This is a genomic window from Rheinheimera soli, from assembly GCF_021290985.1.
Lineage (GTDB): Bacteria > Pseudomonadota > Gammaproteobacteria > Enterobacterales > Alteromonadaceae > Pararheinheimera > Pararheinheimera soli.
The window spans coordinates 123,290-143,313 of the sequence record NZ_JAJOYU010000010.1; the positions used below are offsets into that span (position 1 = coordinate 123,290).

The 20,024-nt window shown below is 46.5% G+C and carries 19 protein-coding genes; 15 read left to right on the top strand and 4 right to left on the bottom strand.

What is annotated here, in order from left to right; translation table 11 throughout:
* Nucleotides 1-3 precede the first annotated feature (3 nt).
* The 3 genes from LSG37_RS09240 to hslR all read right to left on the bottom strand — a co-directional run bounded on the left by LSG37_RS09240 (nt 4) and on the right by hslR (nt 3,027).
* Entirely contained in the window at nt 4-1,545 is a 1,542-nt protein-coding gene (locus LSG37_RS09240; protein ID WP_233079601.1) for a phosphoenolpyruvate carboxykinase, read from the bottom strand.
* 213 nt (nt 1,546-1,758) lie between these two features.
* Nucleotides 1,759-2,607, bottom strand: a complete 849-nt coding sequence (gene hslO / locus LSG37_RS09245; protein WP_233079602.1) for an Hsp33 family molecular chaperone HslO — start codon at nt 2,605-2,607, stop codon at nt 1,759-1,761.
* Between the two features lie 9 nt (nt 2,608-2,616).
* Nucleotides 2,617-3,027: a ribosome-associated heat shock protein Hsp15 gene (gene hslR, locus LSG37_RS09250; protein ID WP_233079603.1), complete on the bottom strand. Its 411-nt coding sequence runs from the start codon at nt 3,025-3,027 to the stop codon at nt 2,617-2,619.
* Between the two features lie 144 nt (nt 3,028-3,171).
* Here hslR and gspC point away from each other — a divergent pair, with 144 nt between their 5' ends.
* From gspC to LSG37_RS09310, 12 genes are all read left to right on the top strand, one after another.
* On the top strand, nt 3,172-4,083 hold the full coding sequence (gene gspC, locus LSG37_RS09255) for a type II secretion system protein GspC (protein ID WP_233079604.1): 912 nt from the start codon (nt 3,172-3,174) through the stop codon (nt 4,081-4,083).
* Nucleotides 4,084-4,109: 26 nt separating this feature from the next.
* Nucleotides 4,110-6,185: a type II secretion system secretin GspD gene (gspD, locus tag LSG37_RS09260; RefSeq protein WP_233079605.1), complete on the top strand. Its 2,076-nt coding sequence runs from the start codon at nt 4,110-4,112 to the stop codon at nt 6,183-6,185.
* Nucleotides 6,185-7,693: a type II secretion system ATPase GspE gene (gene gspE, locus LSG37_RS09265; protein WP_233079606.1), complete on the top strand. Its 1,509-nt coding sequence runs from the start codon at nt 6,185-6,187 to the stop codon at nt 7,691-7,693. Before gspD ends, gspE begins: the two co-directional genes overlap by 1 nt.
* Nucleotides 7,693-8,913 (top strand): type II secretion system inner membrane protein GspF, encoded by a 1,221-nt coding sequence (gspF, locus tag LSG37_RS09270; protein WP_233079607.1) that lies wholly within the window; start codon nt 7,693-7,695, stop codon nt 8,911-8,913. Before gspE ends, gspF begins: the two co-directional genes overlap by 1 nt.
* A gap of 3 nt (nt 8,914-8,916) precedes the next feature.
* Complete coding sequence (gene gspG / locus LSG37_RS09275) at nt 8,917-9,354, top strand: type II secretion system major pseudopilin GspG (protein ID WP_008899651.1); 438 nt, start codon at nt 8,917-8,919, stop codon at nt 9,352-9,354.
* Nucleotides 9,355-9,357: 3 nt separating this feature from the next.
* A complete protein-coding gene (gspH, locus tag LSG37_RS09280; protein WP_233079608.1) occupies nt 9,358-9,984 on the top strand; it encodes a type II secretion system minor pseudopilin GspH in 627 nt (208 codons plus the stop codon).
* Nucleotides 9,981-10,352, top strand: a complete 372-nt coding sequence (gene gspI, locus LSG37_RS09285) for a type II secretion system minor pseudopilin GspI (protein ID WP_233079609.1) — start codon at nt 9,981-9,983, stop codon at nt 10,350-10,352. Before gspH ends, gspI begins: the two co-directional genes overlap by 4 nt.
* Nucleotides 10,339-10,950 carry a type II secretion system minor pseudopilin GspJ gene (gene gspJ, locus LSG37_RS09290; RefSeq protein ID WP_233079610.1) on the top strand — a complete coding sequence of 204 codons (612 nt, stop codon included), beginning with the start codon at nt 10,339-10,341 and terminating at the stop codon, nt 10,948-10,950. The genes gspI and gspJ overlap by 14 nt, the downstream gene beginning before the upstream one ends.
* Nucleotides 10,950-11,930: a type II secretion system minor pseudopilin GspK gene (gene gspK, locus LSG37_RS09295; RefSeq protein WP_233079611.1), complete on the top strand. Its 981-nt coding sequence runs from the start codon at nt 10,950-10,952 to the stop codon at nt 11,928-11,930. Before gspJ ends, gspK begins: the two co-directional genes overlap by 1 nt.
* On the top strand, nt 11,927-13,117 hold the full coding sequence (gspL, locus tag LSG37_RS09300) for a type II secretion system protein GspL (protein ID WP_233079612.1): 1,191 nt from the start codon (nt 11,927-11,929) through the stop codon (nt 13,115-13,117). Before gspK ends, gspL begins: the two co-directional genes overlap by 4 nt.
* 132 nt (nt 13,118-13,249) lie before the next feature.
* Nucleotides 13,250-13,708, top strand: coding sequence for a type II secretion system protein M (locus LSG37_RS09305; RefSeq protein WP_233079613.1), 459 nt, complete (start codon nt 13,250-13,252; stop codon nt 13,706-13,708).
* Complete coding sequence (locus LSG37_RS09310) at nt 13,709-14,467, top strand: type II secretion system protein N (RefSeq protein ID WP_233079614.1); 759 nt, start codon at nt 13,709-13,711, stop codon at nt 14,465-14,467.
* On the opposite strand, the gene yrfG is transcribed toward LSG37_RS09310, so the two are convergent.
* On the bottom strand, nt 14,442-15,131 hold the full coding sequence (yrfG, locus tag LSG37_RS09315) for a GMP/IMP nucleotidase (protein ID WP_233079615.1): 690 nt from the start codon (nt 15,129-15,131) through the stop codon (nt 14,442-14,444). The genes LSG37_RS09310 and yrfG overlap by 26 nt on opposite strands.
* Before the next feature lie 61 nt (nt 15,132-15,192).
* Between yrfG and nudE the strand changes: the two genes are divergently transcribed.
* From nudE to LSG37_RS09330, 3 genes are all read left to right on the top strand, one after another.
* Nucleotides 15,193-15,771, top strand: a complete 579-nt coding sequence (nudE, locus tag LSG37_RS09320; RefSeq protein WP_233079616.1) for an ADP compounds hydrolase NudE — start codon at nt 15,193-15,195, stop codon at nt 15,769-15,771.
* A complete protein-coding gene (gene cysQ / locus LSG37_RS09325; RefSeq protein WP_233079617.1) occupies nt 15,758-16,585 on the top strand; it encodes a 3'(2'),5'-bisphosphate nucleotidase CysQ in 828 nt (275 codons plus the stop codon). Before nudE ends, cysQ begins: the two co-directional genes overlap by 14 nt.
* Before the next feature lie 573 nt (nt 16,586-17,158).
* Nucleotides 17,159-20,024 (top strand): DUF6531 domain-containing protein (locus LSG37_RS09330; protein WP_233079618.1); only part of this gene is annotated, 2,866 nt, incomplete at its 3' end.

Below are 20,024 nucleotides of genomic sequence, written 5' to 3' on the forward strand. Positions count from 1 at the left end.
GCATTAAGCTACTTTTGGACCTGCATTGCGGATCGCATCAGATACATCGTATTTCTTAAAGTTGTTGGCAAACTCAGTGGCCAGTTTAGTGGCGTACTCATCATAAGCAGCTTTGTCAGCCCAGGTGTCTCTTGGGTTCAGTAAGTTGCTGTCCACACCTGTTACTTTCAACGGTACATTCAGGTTTAACTCTGGTAAATGTACAGTTTCAGCACTAGCTAATTCGCCAGATACTATAGCGTCGATAATGCCGCGAGTGGTTGGGATATCAAAACGTTTACCCACACCGTGTGGGCCACCTGTCCAGCCTGTGTTGACTAAATACACTTTGCTGCCGAACTCACGTACACGTTTGATCAACAGTTCTGCGTATACACCTGCTGGGCGTGGGAAAAACGGCGCACCAAAACAGGTAGAGAAAGTGGATTCAATAGCAGATGTTGAACCAATCTCGGTTGAACCTACTTTGGCGGTGTAACCACTTAAGAAATGGTAAGCCGCAGCTTCTTCAGACAGGATAGAAACAGGTGGTAAAACACCACTGACATCACAGGTTAAAAACACCACAGCTTTAGGTTCACCAGCACGGTTTTCCAGTACACGCTTTTCCACATGGGCTAACGGATAAGCAGCGCGGCTGTTTTGCGTCAGGCTGGCGTCTTTGTAGTCTGGCGTACGGTTGTCATCCAATACTACGTTTTCCAGAATGGTGCCGAAGCGGATCGCATCCCAAATCACAGGCTCGTTTTTCTTCGACAGGTCGATACATTTGGCGTAGCAACCACCTTCGATATTAAACACTGAGTTAGGTGCCCAACCGTGTTCGTCATCACCAATCAGGAAACGTTTCGGGTCGGCAGACAAAGTCGTTTTACCAGTACCTGACAAACCAAAGAATAAGGTGGTGTCACCTGCTTCACCTACGTTGGCCGAGCAGTGCATTGGCAATACACCTTTGGCTGGCAACAGGAAGTTCTGGACAGAGAACATGGCTTTTTTCATTTCGCCGGCATAACGCATGCCTGCTAATAATACTTTGCGCTCGGCAAAGTTGATCATCACAGTACCGTCACTGTTGGTGCCGTCACGTTCAGGGTTACATTCAAACGAAGGCACGTTCAGGATTTGCCAGGTCTCTTTGCCTGATGTGTTCCACTGAGCCGGAGTGATAAAGAGGTTTTTGGCAAAAATATGCTGCCACGCGGTTTCAGTGGTCACTGTCATCGGAATGTAGTGTTCCGGATCTGCACCTACTTCCAGGTGAGAGACAAAATGTTCTTTGGTCGCAATAAAATCGCTGACACGAGCCCAAAGTGCAGAAAACTTCACCGGATCAAAAGGACGATTGACGTTGCCCCATTGAATATCCTGCTCTGTGCTGGCTTCTTTGACGATAAAACGATCAGTAGGTGAGCGACCAGTTCTGTGACCGGTTTTAACCACCAAAGCGCCGTTATCCGCTAATACACCTTCGTTGCGACGAATAGCGTGTTCAACTAAATCGGCCACTGTTAAATCAATGTGGCGGGTGATTGTAGAGGTCATTGTAGGGTGACTCCTTGAGGTACGTAGGTCAGTAAATTTATGGTTTTTAATAGGGTTCAGCCCGATTGTACTCCATTTGGATGGCCAAAACATCCAGGAAATGCGGGTTTTGTCGGAAATTCGGAGGAAAAATGAAAGCTTACAAGGTGGGTTACATAATTGTTTAGCCCCTTGAGAGAGCAATATCTGCTTACTCTCTCAAGAGGGGCGTGCTTAAAACTTATTCAATAATAAGGACAATTCAGCACTGTCAAATTGATAAGTACTGTTGCAATAGTCACAGCTGATTTCCAGTTTGCCTTCTGCTATATGCTCTTCAATGGCCGTTTTGCCCAAACTGATAATGGCTGATTCACATTTTTCGCGTGAGCAACCACAGACAAAACGTATAGCCTGATGCGGAAATACCTCAACTTCTTCGTCATGGTATAAGCGGTGCAGCATTTGTTCTGTCGGTAAATTCAGTAATTCGTTGGCTGTGATGGTATCGGTCACTATCACTAAATCACTAAAATCCTGCTTGGCTTTTTCCGGATCAACCGGCAACACCTGCAGCAATAAACCAGCGGCGCGGCTTTGATTTTCAGTCAGGTCGGTAAACAAGTACAAACGGGTGGGCAGTTGTTCTGACTGCGCAAAATAAGCTTCTAAGGTATCGGTCAGGCTATCGCCGGTCAGAGGGATAATGCCCTGATAACGTTCGCCTTGCTTAGGCGTAATGGTCACCAGCATATAGCCTTCACCAATCAGATCACGAAAACCTGTGGCACCAATTTCCGCTTGCAGTCGGGCTACACCCCGGAACTCCTGCTCTGCAGTGCCATTGACCGCCGCAAAACGTACAGGGCCATCACCTTGCAACTGCACAGCTATATCGCCGTCCAGCTTTAAAGTGGCCGTAAGTAAACTGGTCGCAACCACCAGTTCGGCCAGCAATTGCTTCACCGGGTAAGGATAATCATGATTTTGCAGCATTTGCTGCAAACTGTCGGAGACATAAGCGATTTCGCCGCGCATATCGCGTTGATTAAATAAAAAACGTACTAAAACATCTTGATTCATAACATTACCTTAAGATTGCTGCGACTTGATCAACAACAACTGACGACGCATTTTTTTGTCAGGTTTGGTTTCAGGGTGAGGCGCAAACAGCAAATTCATTTTGCGCAATTCAGCGCGCTCCAGCTTCAGCTTCTGGCTATCTTCTGTTTCCTGATACAGGGCTTGCGCCAAAGGCGCAGCCAGCCTTTTTTCAGACAAGGCCTGAACTATCACAGTTCTTTCGTCTGTGCCTTGTGTCAGTTTTATGGTGGCACCGACCTCCACTGTCCTGCTGGCTTTACAGCGCTGGCCATTATAATGAACTTTTCCGCCTTCGATCATGTCTTTTGCCAGCGCTCTTGTTTTATAAAAGCGACAAGTCCACAGCCATTTATCTAAACGTAATATAAGTGTGGTAGGCTGGTTTACCGATTTATCCATGCCTGTTCTCCGCTGCTGTTGCGCATTAAGTATAGTCTGAGACCCTTTGAACACAGTGAGGGTTCTGAATTCTGATATGTAGGCTTGTTGAGGACAAAACAACTGGGTAAGATGCAATGAGTTATGTAACAGAATTATTAAAGAATGAACTGGTCTGCTTCCACCCAACCTGCCATTGAATGGCTGAACCGTTTGCCGCAACAGCGCCTGAATTTCTGGTTGTCCTGGATTTTTGTTGTGCTGTTGTGCTGGTTATTGGCAACCTTAAGTTGGCAACTATTACCTGTTCCGCAGGCCCAACCTATTACTGCGGCTGCTTCTGTAACGGGCCAGGCCGCTCCTGATCTGAAAGCCTTGTTAGACGCCAGTATGTTTGGCAAAGCATCAGAGCAAGCAGAAGCAGCTCCTGTTGTTGCGCCAACCACAGCACCTAAAACAACTTTAAATGTCAAACTGACCGGGGTAGTGGCCATTGGTGGCAAACCCGAACAAGGTTCTGCTGTGATAGAAAGTCAGGGTTCAGAGCAAACTTATGGTGTCGATGACAAAATTGAAGGCACCAGTGCCAGTTTAAGTCAGGTCTTTGAAGACAGAGTGCTGTTGAAAGTCTCGTCCCGTTTTGAAACCCTGATGCTGGATGGTATAGAGTTTCAACAAATGGCAGCTGACAATGGTTCACTGCAGGAAGTGGATTATCAGCCACAACCTGAGCCTATGATGGATGGGCCTCAGCCTCCAGCTCTTGAAGAGTTAGCTGATGTGCGTCAGGAAATGATGTCGGAGCCGATGAAGTTTTTTGACTATATTCGTGCTTCGCCGCAATACCGCAACGGCCAGCTCTATGGGTACCGTGTAATGCCGGGTAAAGACCCCGCCTTATTTGAACGCATGGGTTTAAGAGCCAATGATGTGGCTGTTGAAATTAACGGTACTCCGTTAAATGATATGCAGCAGGCCATGATGGTGATGAATGAATTACGTGAAGCGACTCAGGCTTCGATTAAAGTTGAACGTGACGGCCAGACCAGAGACATTGTCTTTAGTCTGTCACAATAATAATTAATTAAGATGGTTAAACTCTAATGAAGTCAGTGACATCTTCTCGTTTGAATATTTCCCGTTGGTTTGGTGTAGGCGCTATCACGCTGCTGAGTTTTTTTGCAACTGCAACTGAATATCAGCCAAACTTTAAAGGCACAGATATCAACGAATTTATTAATATCGTTGGTAAAAATCTGAACAAAACCATCATTGTTGACCCTCAGGTCCGTGGTCGCATTAACGTGCGCAGTTATGAAATGCTGAACGAAAAACAGTATTACCAGTTTTTCTTAAACGTACTGGAAGTCTATGACTTCTCAGTGGTTGAAATGAAAAGTGGCGTGCTGAAAGTGGTTCGGCAAAAAGATGCCAAAACGTCAAACATTCCTGTGGTCAGTGATAATGCCGCTGCTTTGGGCGACGAAATGGTCACCCGCGTGGTGCAGGTGAAAAACGTTTCTGTGCGTGAATTGGCACCTTTGTTACGCCAGTTTGTTGATCAAAGTGGCGGCGGCAGTGTAGTCAACTACGACCCGTCCAACGTTATTATGATGACGGGCCAGGCCGAGACGGTAAATCGTTTAGTCGACATTATTTCCCGCGTCGATAAAGCTGGTGATCAAGATTTAGAAATCATCAAACTCAGTTACGCTTCATCTGCTGAAGTAGTGAGAATTCTGGAAAATATTTATAAAAATCAGGGTAAAGCTGAACAGCCTGAGTTTTTAATTCCAAAAATTGTTGCTGATGAGCGTACCAATAGCGTGATTGTTAGTGGTGAACGTCAGGCGCGTGAACGTGTTGTGGCTTTAGTGCAGCGCTTAGATGCAGAGCTGGAAAATCAGGGTAATACCAGAGTGTATTACCTGAAATACGCCAAAGCTGAAGAATTAGTCAAAGTGCTGCAAGGGGTCAGTGCCACCATAGCGGCTGAAGTTCAGGGTGCAGCCACTCAGGCTCAGGGCGCCCGCTCTGCAGGCAAAGGCCGTGATGTCAGCATTGAAGCTCATGCTGAAAGTAACTCCTTAGTGATTACCGCTCAGCCTGATGTAATGCGTTCACTGGAAGATGTGATTCGTCAGGTGGATATCCGCCGCGCTCAGGTTTTGGTTGAAGCCATTATTGTGGAAGTAGCCGACAATGCTGGTGCGAACTTAGGGGTGCAATGGATTAGTGCGACAGGCGGCATGCAACAGTTTAATAATGGCGTAGTACCAGTCAGTGCTATAGCCGCTGGTGCTGCTGCTGCCAGGCCTGTTCCTGGCACCACAGTGGATACAGATACAGGAACAACTGTAAATCCGGAGATGCCAGGTAACTATGATTTATTGGGCGAAGCCCTAGGCGGCGTCACAGGTATGATGCTGGGTGTGGTGAAAAACGATTGGGGCGCTATTTTGCAGGCCGTTACCACAGACAGTAACTCCAATATTCTGGCCACGCCTTCGCTGACCACACTGGATAATCAGGAATCCTCTTTTATTGTCGGTGAAGAAATTCCTATTAAAACCACCACCAGCCCAGGTTCAGGTGGCACTAACCCTTTTACCACTCTGGATCGTTTGGAAGTGGGTATTAAACTCAAAGTCACGCCTCAGATTAACGAAGGTAACGCAGTTAAACTCACCATAGAGCAGGAAGTCTCAGGCCGTAACGGCGATATTGAAGGCAACCCTATAGTGGCCAAAAGGGAAATTAAAACCACAGTATTGGCAGACAATGGCGCTACGGTGGTGCTTGGCGGTTTAATTGATGAAGATGTGCAGCAAAGTGAGTCTAAAGTACCACTTTTAGGGGATATTCCGGTGTTGGGTGCTTTATTCCGCTCCACATCCTCAACGAAACGTAAACGTAACCTGATGATCTTTATCAGAGCTACCATTATGCGTGACGACGGCCTGCTGAGCGAAGTCAGCCAGCGTAAGTACAACTATGTACGGGCGCAGCAATTGGCTCAGGGCGAAAAAGGCATCAGCCTGATGCCGGGCGCTGAAACACCTGCTATGCCGGAATTTGACGATACATTAATTATTCCACCGACTTTTGATGAGTATCTGCAGAAAAAAGAGGCTCAGGATAAAGAGGTTGTGAAACCTGCAGAGCAGGGAGCTAACTAATGTCTGCTGTTGATCTGAACGAGATGCAGCCAGTGGCGGCCAAAGTGCGTTTGCCTTTTGGTTTTGCCAAACGTTTTGGTGTCTTGTTGCAGGCTCAGCCGGATGGCTGGTTGTTGTATGTCAATCCTCAGACTCCACCGGCCGCCTTGCTGGAAGTGCGGCGTTTATTGTCTGTTTCTTTTAAAGTGCAGAAACTGCAACAAACTGAATTTGATGCGTTATTAGAAGCGTCTTATCAGCGTGATTCGTCTGAAGCTCAGCAAATTATGCAGGACATTGGCAACGAAGTGGATTTAGCTTCTTTAGCTGATGAAATTCCTGAAACTGAAGATTTGTTGGAAAACGAAGACGATGCGCCGATCATCAAACTGATTAACGCCATGCTCGGTGAAGCTATTAAGCTGGGGGCTTCGGATATACACGTTGAAACTTTTGAAAAAAATCTGGTGGTGCGTTTTCGGGTCGATGGCGTATTACGGGAAGTATTAAAACCTAACCGTAAATTATCCAGCTTGCTGGTGTCCCGTATCAAAGTAATGGCCAAGTTGGACATTGCCGAAAAACGCGTACCACAAGATGGCCGTATTAGTTTACGTATTGCTGGTCGGGCTGTGGATGTGCGGGTATCGACTATGCCATCCAGTCATGGTGAGCGAGTTGTTATGCGTTTACTCGACAAAAATAACTCGCATCTGGATTTAAATAAGTTGGGTATGACGCCTGCCGTGCAGAAGATGTTCTCACAACTTATTTTAAAACCTCATGGCATTATTCTGGTTACAGGCCCAACTGGTTCAGGTAAAAGTACCACCTTGTATGCGGGCTTAACGGAGATCAACACCAAAGACCGAAATATTCTGACAGTGGAAGATCCTGTTGAATATGAACTGGAAGGCATAGGTCAGACGCAAGTCAACACCAAGGTCAATATGACCTTTGCCCGTGGCTTACGTGCCATTTTGCGTCAGGATCCTGATGTGGTGATGGTGGGTGAAATCCGAGACTTAGAAACAGCACAAATTGCAGTACAGGCCAGTTTAACAGGCCATTTAGTGCTCAGTACATTGCACACCAATACCGCCTCAGGTGCTATTACCCGTCTGGAAGATATGGGGGTTGAACCCTTTTTATTATCCTCCAGTTTGTTGGGAGTATTAGCTCAGCGTCTGGTCCGTACTTTATGTGTGCACTGTAAACATGCACACGAGCCGGACAAAGAAGAGCGGGCTTTACTTGGAGTTACAAAAAAAGACGGAACATTAATTTATCGTGCTGTAGGTTGTGAGCACTGTAATCAGACAGGGTATCGTGGCCGAACCGGTATTCATGAGTTACTGGTGGTCGATGAACATACCCGCGAGCTCATTCACAATGGCAAAGGTGAGCAGTCGATTGAGAAATACATTCGAACTCAAAGCCCAAGTATCCGCCAGGACGGTTTCAGTAAAGTATTAACAGGTGAAACCACGCTGGAAGAAGTGTTGCGTGTGACCCGAGAGGATGCGTAGTGCCAGCTTTTGAATACCAGGCCATGGACGCCAAAGGGCGTCGTAGTAAAGGTGTACTGGAAGCCGATAATGCCCGTCAGGCCCGGCAGTTATTGCGTGAGCAAAAGCTGACGCCACTGAGTTTAGAGCTGGCTTCGCGGCAGGAAAAACTGTTGGCCTCCGGTAAAAAATGGTTTCAATCTGGCATTAGTGCCAGTGAACTGGCGTTGATCACCCGTCAGATGTCAACCTTGATTGAAGCTGGTTTACCAATAGAAAGTGCTTTGCTGGCTGTATCTGAGCAATGTGATAAAGCCCGTTTACAAAGCATGATGATGTCAGTGCGCTCTAAAGTTGTGGAAGGTTATAGTCTGGCTGAAGGCCTGGCTGAATTTCCTTATGTGTTTGACCATCTGTTTACTTCTATGGTGGCTGCGGGCGAAAAGTCAGGCCATTTAGATGCGGTATTAAACCGTCTGGCTGATTACACCGAACAACGTCAGCATATGCGTAGCCAGATTATGCAGGCTCTGCTTTATCCCGCCATTCTGACCTTTTTTGCCGTAGCAGTGATCAGTATTTTACTGGCCGCTGTGGTGCCGCAAATAGTAGGGCAGTTTGAACATATGGGGCAAAGTTTGCCCGGCTCTACTTTGTTTTTAATTGCCGCCAGTGACTTTTTACGTTCCTACGGTTTGCTGGTGCTGCTGGCTATTTTCCTGGCTATTGCTGCTTTTAAGCGTGCGCTGAAAAAACCTGCCTTTAAACTGAAAATAGATACTCATCAGTTAAAACTGGGCCTGATTGGTAAAGTCAGCCGGGGTTTAAACACGGCCCGTTTTGCTCGTACTTTAAGTATTTTAAATGCCAGCGCCGTGCCTTTGCTCGAAGCCATGCGGATCAGTGCTGACGTGCTGGATAACAGCTTTATGCGCAAATCCATAGCCGAAGCGACGCTGAAAGTCCGCGAAGGTTCTTCACTGAAAAATGCATTGGAACAAACTAAATTATTTCCGCCTATGATGCTGCATATGATTGCTTCCGGCGAAAAAAGTGGACAACTCGATGGCATGTTAGAGCGCGCTGCCAATACGCAGGACAGGGAATTTGAAACCCTGGTGACTGTCTCACTAAAAGTATTTGAACCTGTTTTAGTTGCCGTGATGGCTGGCATAGTTTTATTTATTGTAATGGCGATTCTGCAGCCTATTTTGGCATTAAACAATTTAGTCGGAGGTTAAAAAATGCAACAGCAAAAAGGTTTTACCTTATTAGAAGTGATGGTGGTTATTGTTATTTTGGGTGTTATCGCCAGTATGGTTGTGCCTAACTTAATGGGCAATCAGGAAAAAGCCGCACGACAAAAAGTGGTAGTGGATATTCAGCAGCTGGAAAACGCGCTGGATTTATACAAGCTGGACAACGGCTTCTATCCAACCACAGAACAAGGTTTGCAGGCTTTAGTGACTCAGCCTACCTCTGAACCTATGCCACGTTCTTTCCCTGAAGGTGGTTTTATTAAACGTCTGCAAAGAGATCCATGGGATAACGAATATCAGTTAGTCAGCCCTGGTGAGATGGGCCGTATTGATGTGTATTCGATGGGGCCAGACCGTGTTGCCGGTACAGACGACGACATCGGCAACTGGAATCTGGATGCGCCGGACGCGCAGCAAAACTAAAACATGAAACACCACCGCGGTTTTACCTTGCTTGAAATCATGTTAGTGATGCTGTTATTGGGTTTAATGGCATCTTACGTGGTGGTGAATTTTGTCAGTGAATCCCGCACTGCCCGTATTCAGAAAGAAACCAACCGCCTGCAGCAACTGGTGCAGGTGGTGTCCGAAACGGCCATTTTAAAGCAGCAGGATTTTGGCTTAGTGCTGAATGACAAAGGTTATCAGTTTCTGGTGCATAACGGAGTGCAGTGGCTGGAAGTGGGGGAACCAAAATTTATGCAATTCCACCCCTGGCCAGAAACAGTGCAGGCCGAACTGGAGCTGGAAGGTTTAAGCTGGGCAGAAGACAGTATTTTAGGTCAGGAAGAATTTCGCAAACTGCAGGAAGAATTGCAGGAACAGCTGGCCGAAGCGGCTGAAGAAGACAATAAAGACGGTAAAGCCAAAGACCCGAACAAAGCGCGTGAAAGGCCTTTGTTGCCAAATGTCTATATTTTATCCTCAGGTGACATCAGCCCTTTTCAGTTGGTGCTTGCGGATGAAACTGAGCGTCCTTTTTGGTATCAGACACTGATAGGCGAATACAGTATTCCGCTGACCAAGTCTGAAGTGGAAAACAGCAGACCATGAGAAGCAAAGGCTTTACGCTGATAGAGTTGTTAATTGCAATGGCGGTATTTGCCACAGCTGGCGCTGCTGTGATGAAAACAGCATCTGAGCATATGAATTCTATCTCTCACCTGGAAAATTTGACCTTTGCATCTTATGTGGCAGAAAACCAGTTAAATGCTGTGTTTCTGGAGAAAACCTGGCCATTAAAAAACGAACAGAAAACGGTCGAGTTTGCCAACCGTAACTGGTTATGGCAGCAGCAAATAAACAAAACACCTGACGCTAATTTTAGTGCTGTAGTGGTCAAAGTCAGTCTGGCCGATAATCCGGAAAAAGTGGTGTATCAGTTGCAAACCTATGTAGGTAAACCTGATGCAGAACGTTAACACTGATCGTGGTTTTACCTTTATTGAAATGTTACTGGCGATGGCGATTTTTGCCTTAGTAGGCTTAGCCTCAGCTAGCGTATTATCCAGCGTGACTGAATCCGATGCAGCCTCACAAAAGGCGGCTGAACGGCTGGCACAAATACAACGTTTTTTCCTGATTTTAGAGCGGGATTTGGCACAAATCAGTGCACGGCAAATCCGGGTTGAAGGGGAAGAGCCTATACGCTCGCCTTTATTAGGTGAAAAGTTGATGCTGGAAAGTGATGAAGGCGGTTTTGCTTTTGTCCACAGCGGCTGGCGTAACCCCGGTATGGTATTACCGCGCAGTGAAATTCAGGCGGTGGCTTATCGTTTACGTGAAGGCAAAATAGAGCGGCTTTTTAGTTTATTTCCTGATGCAGTAACGGGCAGCGAACCCAAAGTGCAGCCTTTGCTGGACAGAGTAACTGGCTTTAAAGTGGAGTTTTTAAAAGACGAAGAGTGGCAGGAAAACTGGAATGAAGAGAAGTTACCTAAAGCTATTCGTTTAACCATCAGCCACGAGCAACTGGGTGAAATGCAGCGCTTTTATACATTGATGAATGGGTTGACCTGATGCGTCGTCAAGCTGGTGTGGCTTTAGTAGTTGTGATGATGATTGTCGCCCTGGTGGTGGTTATTGCTGTAGGTATGAGTGGACGTTTGCAACTGCAGTTGCAGCGCCAACTGAATTTGCAGCAACAACAACAAGCTTATTGGTATGGTATAGCGGCAGAGCAGGCCAGTATTCAGTTATTAAAAAGCACAGTGGCGGGTAAGGATAATGTGAATCTGTCACAGGACTGGGCCTTGTTGGGGGCAACCTTTCCTGTCGATAATGGCAGTATTACCGGTAAGCTGATTGATTTACAAAGTTGCTTTAACTTAAATAACTTACAACGACCTGCCGAGCAGCGGCAAATTGGCACAGGTCAGACGACAAGCCAAAAAGCCTTTCAGCGTTTGCTGGAGTTAAAAGCGACTGATTTGTCGATGCCAGCTGAGTATTTAACCGCCCGGATCAGCGACTGGCTGGATGCGGACAGTTTGTTGCAAACGGCAGGGGGCGCTGAGCAGGATGACTATGCCGGTTTGCAAATGCCATTTTATACCGCCAATAGTTTAATGGGCTCGACCTCAGAATTGCGGGTCATGCTGGATTTAACTCCGGCTGACTATGAGCTGGTGCGACCCTGGGTCTGTGTGATCCCTAAAAACAGTACCAGTAAGTTGAACCTGAATACTATTACGGTAGAAAATGCGGCCTTATTAGCGGCTTATATTCCTGAACTGGATGAAGGGGCGGCGTCAGATTTAATAGGCAGCAGACCAGAGGAAGGTTTTGCCACTATAGATGAAGTATGGGCCAGTCCTCAGTTGGCGAATATCAGCGTCACGGATGAGGTCAAAGCCATGATGACAATAAATTCTAATTATTTTGTGCTCGAAACCACAGTCACTTATATGGATACCATCTTTAATCTGGCTTCTGTATTGGTGATTGACGAGCAACAAAAAGTAAAAGTGATAGCTCGGCGGTTTGGAGGCCAGTGGTGAACGAACAATTAATAATAAGACTGGGTAGTCAGCCACAGCAGCCAATCAGTTGGTTGGTATGGTCCGCCATCAATAAAGAGATTATCGCCAGCGGTCAGTTGGCGTCTGCCGACGAGCTGGCTGCGTTGTCAGAGCGTTTAGGCCGTCGCCCTGTAGTGGCTTTAGTGCCTGCAGCTGATGTGGTGTTAAGCGAAGTGTTGCTACCTGCTAAACCCAACCGACAAATTATACAGGCTTTGCCTTATATGCTCGAAGAAGAGCATGCAGAGGATATTGAGCAGTTGTATCTGGCTTTGGGTGTATGTCAGCAACGTGGCAAAGAATACTGGCAGCAAGTGGCTTTATGTAAAAAAACTCAATTGGAACAATGGGTCGGCTCATTGGTTGTCGCTGGTTTTCAGCCAATACAGTTAGTGCCTGACGCGTTGTTATTACCAGAACATCAGGACGGTGCTTCAGCTATTGAGTTGGCAGGTCAGTGGTTATTACGGCAGGGCCCATGGCAAGCGTCCAGTATTGAGCCAAACTGGTGGCCGGACTTTTTAAGTCTGGCCAATATCGAACTCATATACAGCTACAGCCCCTGGCCAGCAGAGATACTGCAAAATGTTCAGGCTGCTGAACCGGAGCTGCCTCTGGCTTTGTTAGCGCAGCAACTGCCAGAACAACGCTTTAGTTTGTTGCAAGGCCAGTACGCGCCGAAAAAAGCGCAGAATAAAGTCTGGTCATTATGGCAAACCTCTATCGTGTTGGGTGCCAGTTGTTTAGCTTTGTATCTACTCGCCTTAGGCGCGCAAGTGTGGCAGCAAGGGCAATTGCTGCAGCAACAAAGAGCAGAGCTTGTGACTCTGTATAAAAGTCGTTTCCCTGCTGAATCAACCCGGGATATTTCCCGCCAGTTGGCCCGTAAATTACAAGGTGCAGGCAGTGGGCAGGACGCAAGTTTGTTTAGTTTGCTGAATCAGTTGCAACAAGAACTGGCGGCGACCACCAATGTGCGTTTAGACAACTTAAGGTACGACCAAAAAAACAGTGAATTGCGCTTTCAGGCCGAAGCGGACAGCTTCCAGCGTTTCGATCATTTAAAAACCCGACTCGAACAAAAAGGTTTTGAAGTGAAACAAGGGGCTTTAAGTAACGAAGGCGGCAAAGTGCAGGGCACTGTGGCTATGAAGGTGAAAGTATGAAAAATTGGCAGGATAGACAATTTTCACAGCCGCAGGCTGCCGATCAGTGTACGGCACAGGGAGGTGCCGTATGAAAAATTGGCAGGATAGACAATTTTCACAGCCGCAGGCTGCTAATACACACGGTGTTGTATGATGAAACAACTACAAAGCTGGTGGCAATCACTACAAAAACGTGAACAACAGTTGGTGCTGGGTGCTGGCGTCACTTTAGCTGTAGCAGCTTTTTATTGGCTGCTGTGGGCACCGTTACACCTCAATTACCAGAGCCAACAAGTGCAGTTGCAACAAGTCAGTCAGCAGTTGTTGCAAGTCAGCAATTTTCCTGTGGTGTCCACGCAAACCAAAGTGCAGGGTAGTCTGACCGATATCATCAGCTCCAGTGCCCGTACCCACAAAATTCAGGTCAGCCGGATGCAACCACAAAACGATCAGATGCAGGTGATGCTGAACGATATTAGTTTTGATCAACTGCTGACTTGGCTGCATGCTTTGCAGTACCAGCATAACGTCAGCATAGTGCAACTGGATCTGGCTGTTGCCGATGCCCCTGGCATGGTGCGTGTCCGTCGTTTATTAGTTGAGTCGTAAATGAATTATAAAAAAATAATACCTGCTGCTATTGGTCTTTATCTGGTGTTTTTAGTGCTGCTGACACCTGCAGCCTGGTGGTTAAAGTTAGTGTCTTTACCAGCACAAGTGCAATTGGGCCCTGTGACCGGCACTTTATGGCAAGGTCAGGTGCAGGCGGTGTCGCTGAATGGCTATGTATTACCCCAGGTCAACTGGCAGTTAAAACCCTGGGCTTTTTTGATGGGAAAAGTGGCGTTGGACCTGGACATAGGCCAAATCCGGCAAACCACTTTGCCTTATGCCAAAGCTCAGCTGTCTTATGGTTTTTCAGGTCTGCAGCTGCAATCAAGCCAGTTACGTTTACCGGTAGAGCCTATAGTGCCTTTACTTAAATTACGTTTACCATTTCAGGTGGCGGCCAGTGGCAATATGTTGCTGAATATTCAGCATTTCAGTATGGGGCAGCCCTGGTGTGAACAACTGGCAGGCAAAGCCAGCTGGCTGGAAGCCAAGTTTCAGGCACCATCGGGCTGGATAGACTTAAAAGCCATAGACGCCAACTTAAGTTGTGAACAAGGCCAGCTTCAACTGGTGACTGAACCCGGTAATCCGCTGGCGCTGAATGTCACAGCTTTAATAGGTGAGCAGGGCAAATACCAGCTCAATGGCACTATGAAACCAGACGCCAGCATGCCAAAAGAAGTGCATCAGGCGATGCAGTTTGTTGGCCAGCCGGACGCTGAAGGGCGTTTTACTCTGAAATTACAGAGCCGTTAACCGACCTGTGAATATCCGCCAGTAACACCGAATAATCTTCTATAGCCGGAAACTCAGTGATAGCTCTGCTGGGTTTTTGGCTGTCCGGGTTGGCGACTGCCAATAAATGCCCAATACCAAAACGTTGAGCGGACTGCAAAATAGGCAGACTGTCATCGACAAATAAAGTACGTTTGGGGTCAAAACCAAAACGTTGTTGCAACTGCTGCCAGAGTTCCTGCTGTTCTTTAGTCACACCAAATTCATGAGTCGACACCAGTATGTCTATGTAGCTGGCAAGGGTGGTGCGCTCGATTTTTAACGATAAAGAATCCGGATGGGCATTGGTCACCAGTATCACTTTGCGGCCCGAATTTTTTAATGCAGTTAAAAAAGCTGGTGAGTCAGCACGCATTTGAATTTTGTCCATCACTTCACGCTTTAATTCGGTGATAGGCAGCGCCAGTCTTTTGGTCCAGTAATCCAGGCAATACCACTCAATTTTACCATTGAGTTCATGATATTCGGCTTCCAGCTGTTGTTTGGCGTCCGTCAGACTGATACCACTCAGCTCTGCCCAGCGCTTTGGTAAATGCTCCAGCCAAAAGTAGTTATCAAAGTGTAAATCCAGCAAAGTACCGTCCATATCCAGCAAAACGGTATCAATTTGTCTCCAATCCAGCATAGGTTTTTCCAGCTAATCCATTTATAGTAAGGCGATGGCCCATTGTAGCAGAGGCAGTTTTATGGCGCAGCGCGACAGCGACAAAGAAAAACCGCAGATTTTAGAACAAAAACTGGTCGCACAAAGTCGGCTGTTTAAGATTGAACAACTGGATCTGCAATTTAGCAACGGCGAAAAACGTACATACGAGCGGATGAAAGGCGGCGGCCGAGGTGCAGTGATGGTGGTGGCTTGCCCTGATCCACAGCATTTTTATCTGATCCGTGAGTATTGTGCTGGTACCCATGATTACCAGTTAGGCTTCCCCAAAGGTCTGATCGATCCTGGTGAAACCGTCGCTGAAGCAGCCAATCGTGAACTGCAGGAAGAAATAGGTTTTAAAGCTGGACGTTTAATTCCGTTAAAAACCGTGGCCTTAGCTCCAGGTTACTTTAGTGCTACAATGCATATTGTGTTGGCGTTGGATTTAACAGCGTCCAGCCTGCCTGGGGATGAACCCGAACCTTTGGAACTGGTACCATGGCAGTGGCAACAGCAGTTTGAGTTATTAGATCAAAGCGATTTCACTGAGGCCCGCAGTGTAGCGGCCTTGTTTTTAGCCCGAGATTATCTGGACAAGTATCAGGATGTTTTTAAGTAGGTTACTGGAACCTGTCAAAGACGCAGCTCGTGCAGCTGGGGATACACTGTGGTCTATGTACCAAAGTGGCGATTTTGAATCCAAAAATAAAGCGGATGAAAGTCCAGTCACCAGCGCTGATTTAGCAGCCAATGCACTGATTTTGCATGCTTTAACCGAACTCGCTCCGGATATTCCTGTTGTCTCTGAAGAAATGCATTTACTGCCGCTGCGCCAGCGCCAGGATTGGCCACGCTATTGGCTGATTGACCCTATGGACGGCACTCAGGAGTTTATAGCCCGCAGCGGAGATTTTGCCGTCAGCATAGCGCTGGTGGAACATGGCTGGCCTGTGTTGGGTGTGATTTACTGGCCGAAAGAACAAATCTGGTATTACGCTACCCGTGGTAATGGCGCTTTTAAACAGCAGCACCATTTCATCAATCGAATTCAGGTCAATCAGCATCAACCTGGTGATGTCCTTAAAATAGCCGTCAGCCGTCGTCAACCCATTGAGCATATTCATCAGTTGCTCAACACTCCTGCCAGTTCAGAATTTATTGCCTTGGGCAGCTGTTCATTAAAAAGCTGTTTAGTGGCTGAAGGTGGTGCTGATTGTTACCTGCGTTTAGGCCCAACAGGCGAATGGGACACTGCTGCTGTGCATGTGATAGTTGAAGAAGCAGGTGGAAAAATTCTCGATAGTCAGTTTGCGCCTTTAAGTTACAACCAGCGTGAAACCCTATCTAACCCCGATTTTATGGTGATAGGCCGTTCTGAAGTGCCATGGACCGAACTGATCCGTGCCCATAGCGCCACCCGGACTTTAGGGTAAAAAAGAGTCTTGGCCCAGCAGTAAACTTTTTACATCGCTTCGCTTTAAACATTGTTTAGCCAAAGAAAGTCACTTTGCAGCCCCGTGGTTTATTCGCTCAATATATGCAATCTGTTACTAGCTGCATTAGATATTTTCCTCTAATCCGTTGATTTGGCGTGCCAACCTACTGGTAGCGCAATGCCTAGTCTTTCAATTGGCTCGGCATGATCTGGTTCCTGCGCTCCATAAAGAGTTTTCATCAGCGATATGCTGGGGTTACAACAGGCTGGCACATTCGCTGTACAGGTGACATAAGTGGTTATCACTGTAATGCCCTCGCCAGTAATCACAAGCAGAGCTAATTGCTCAGAGACGGTTAATGGAAACCCCTGATTCCTTATTCATAAATTTACTAAATAAACATTTATGATTTATTTGTTTCTTTTTTGGATATTTTTTGTTGATTTTCCTCAAGGCTGTCGGTACTTTCTATCTTTGTTTTTAAAATAATCTGAAAACTTTCTATGCCATGCCATGCCATGGCATGTTGATGTTTCAGGGATGTTTTTATAATGAGTAAAGGAGAATAAGGTGCTCAATAAATACAGCAGGGTGGCGTTTTATACTTTTCTGGCAATGGGAGGTATAAATATCTGTAATACAGCAGATACCAACAAATCTGATACGGCAAACACCAGATTTAGCCAGTGGTTACCCGGTACAGGCTGGTCTGTTGGTGTTAATAAAGCTAATGCTGAGGAAGACCCAGAAAAACCGATAGAAAGAATGGGTGTTGTTGGTACCTGGCTGCCCTCTGAAATGTGGGATATCCGTTTATTTATGACCGACTGGAGAAATCGCAGTCTTGCCGGAAGCGGTGGTGGCGGTGGTGGTGGTAGTGCTCCAGAAAATAACCCGGACGATAATAACCCGGACGATGACAAGTGCGACGGTAATCCGATTATGGTTGCCAATGGCGAAAAAGTAGAGTTTGAAACCGATTTTGTTGGTAAAGAGCAATATCCCCTTGAAATCAGCCGCTACTATTCCAGTCATAATAACTACGAAGGTGCTTTTGGGAAAGGCTGGAGCAGCAGCTTTGATACACGCCTGGATGTCAGCACAAAAACCTTATACCGGGGTGATGGTAAGTCTGTAAAGCTTTCCGCCGCAACCTTTTACGTTCCTGGTGTGGGCTCTAAGTCGGGCTATAAAACGGCCTCCGGCAAGAATTATCTCTATCAGGGGGCTGGCAACAGTTGGGTATTTCGTAACGAAAGCGATCAGAACGAAATTTACGACAGCCTGGGTCGGTTAATTAATGTTTCATTTTCTGAAAAGCCTGACACACTAACCTTTTCCGGAGCCCTGCAGATCCAGTCTTACGGTATCAGCCACCGCTATAGTTACAATAGCAGCGGTAAGCTGTCTGCCATTACCCATTCTAACGGCCGTAAACTAACCTTTGATTGGCAGGGCGAACGTATTTCGTCGGTTAAAAACAATGCTGGATATGACTATCAATACAGCTATAAAACCAACGGTATGTTGGGTAGAGTGGTGTTTCCTGATGGAAATAGCAAAACCTATTATTATGAAGACAGCAGGTTTCCTACTTTTTTAACCGGAGTAGCTAAAGGAAACAACAGATTCTCCTACTTTCAATATGACTCAACAGGGCGGGCAATAGAGTCTAAGCACGCTAATGAGACGGAAAAGCATAATTTCTCCTTTACAGCAGATACCACCACAGTTACGAATCCCTTAGGTCATAAAACCACCTATTTTTACGACAGTGCTCTTAGATCAAAACTGATGCGGGTTGAAAAAGAAGGTTCTGCCTATTGTGCCGCCAGTGCTCAGGCGACCACTTATGATACTAGTGGACGCAAAGTGACAGAAACAGACTGGAACGATAAGGTCACTCGTTACAGCTACAATGACAAAAATCAGGTCATTCAGCAAATAAATGCTTATGGCGAACCTGAAGCGATCACAACCTTGCTCAGTTGGCATGACAACCTGAATAAGTTAACGAGGAAAACCACCGGATGGTTAACTGAGCGCTTTAGCTACGATGAAAAACAAAACCTGCTGACTTATGAGACCTTAGCTAATGGTCAAACCTATACCACCACATACACTTATACGTATCATAGTAACCATTTATTTAGTCAGATCACTGTCACCACACCCAATCAGCAGGTTTCTACATTCCAGTATGACTCATCAGGAAATGTCATCAGATCAACAGATGCATCCGGGCTTGTTACTTTATACAGCGGTTATGATGCTTTAGGTCAGGTGGGGCAAATAACATACCCTGACGGTACAGCTACCAAATATAGCTACGACAAGCGTGGCCGAATTACGAAAGAAGAAACCGTCTCAGTAGGCGGGAAAACAGCCTCTGTGACCTATAAGTATGACTACAAAGGAGACTTAATAAAAACAGAACACTCCAATGGGCGGGCAACAGCCTATAGCTACGATGCGGCTGGTCGCTTAGCCACAGAAAATTACCGGATTGCTACTGTGGTAGACATGAGTACTGTAGGTTCACATGCCTTAGCCAGAAAAAGCTATGACTATGATTTAATGGGGAATATCAAAAATACTACTCTGTCTGATTTGCATGTAATCAGCTATACGAATTGTGGCGACATTATGTCAGGCCCGCCTGGCATGTATTCTGCCTTTTCAGGGGGGACTGGTTCAATCACGCCTAGCGATCCACTGGATACCATAGGTGATCCTATTCCCTCTTGTGGTACCTTCTACGGCCGAACTGACAGGGCAACGTTTAATTATTTCTATGATGCTGCCGGGCATTTGGTGGCAATAAGAAATCATGCCAACCAGTTAACCCATACTTATACCTACGATGGCAATGGAAATCGTTTAACCGACACAGATGCTCAGACAAGCACAACCACTCAGTTTGCCTACGATGCCTTGGGTCGTCTTATCCGCCAAACAGACGCGGCAGGAAAAGTGACGACCTTCAGCCATGATGCCAGAGGCTTAAAGCAGGTTCAGGATGCGCGCTTTAATAGCACTATCAATAGTAAAAACGACAGAGCTCAGCTCGAACAACTGCTCAGTCCGGATAGCGGCCAAAGTAGCTTTAACTATGATGAAATGGGCTTATTGTCAAACAGCACAGACGCCAGAGGTATCACCACCACTTATGACTATGATGCTGTTGGGCGAATTCAATACAAAAGTAATGGTAGCCAGGCGCTCTGGACTTATGACGAAGGTTCTTATGCAAAAGGTAAACTGAATAAGGTGGGCAACGACAGTGGTTCCACCAGTTACCAGTTTAATGAATGGGGTTTGTTAAGCAGCCAAACTCAAACCACTCTGGCAGCCAACTATGTCGGCAGCTGGAATGATGTGACCACCTGGGGTTACGACGCGATGGGCCGTGTTATCAGCCTGACCTATCCTGGCG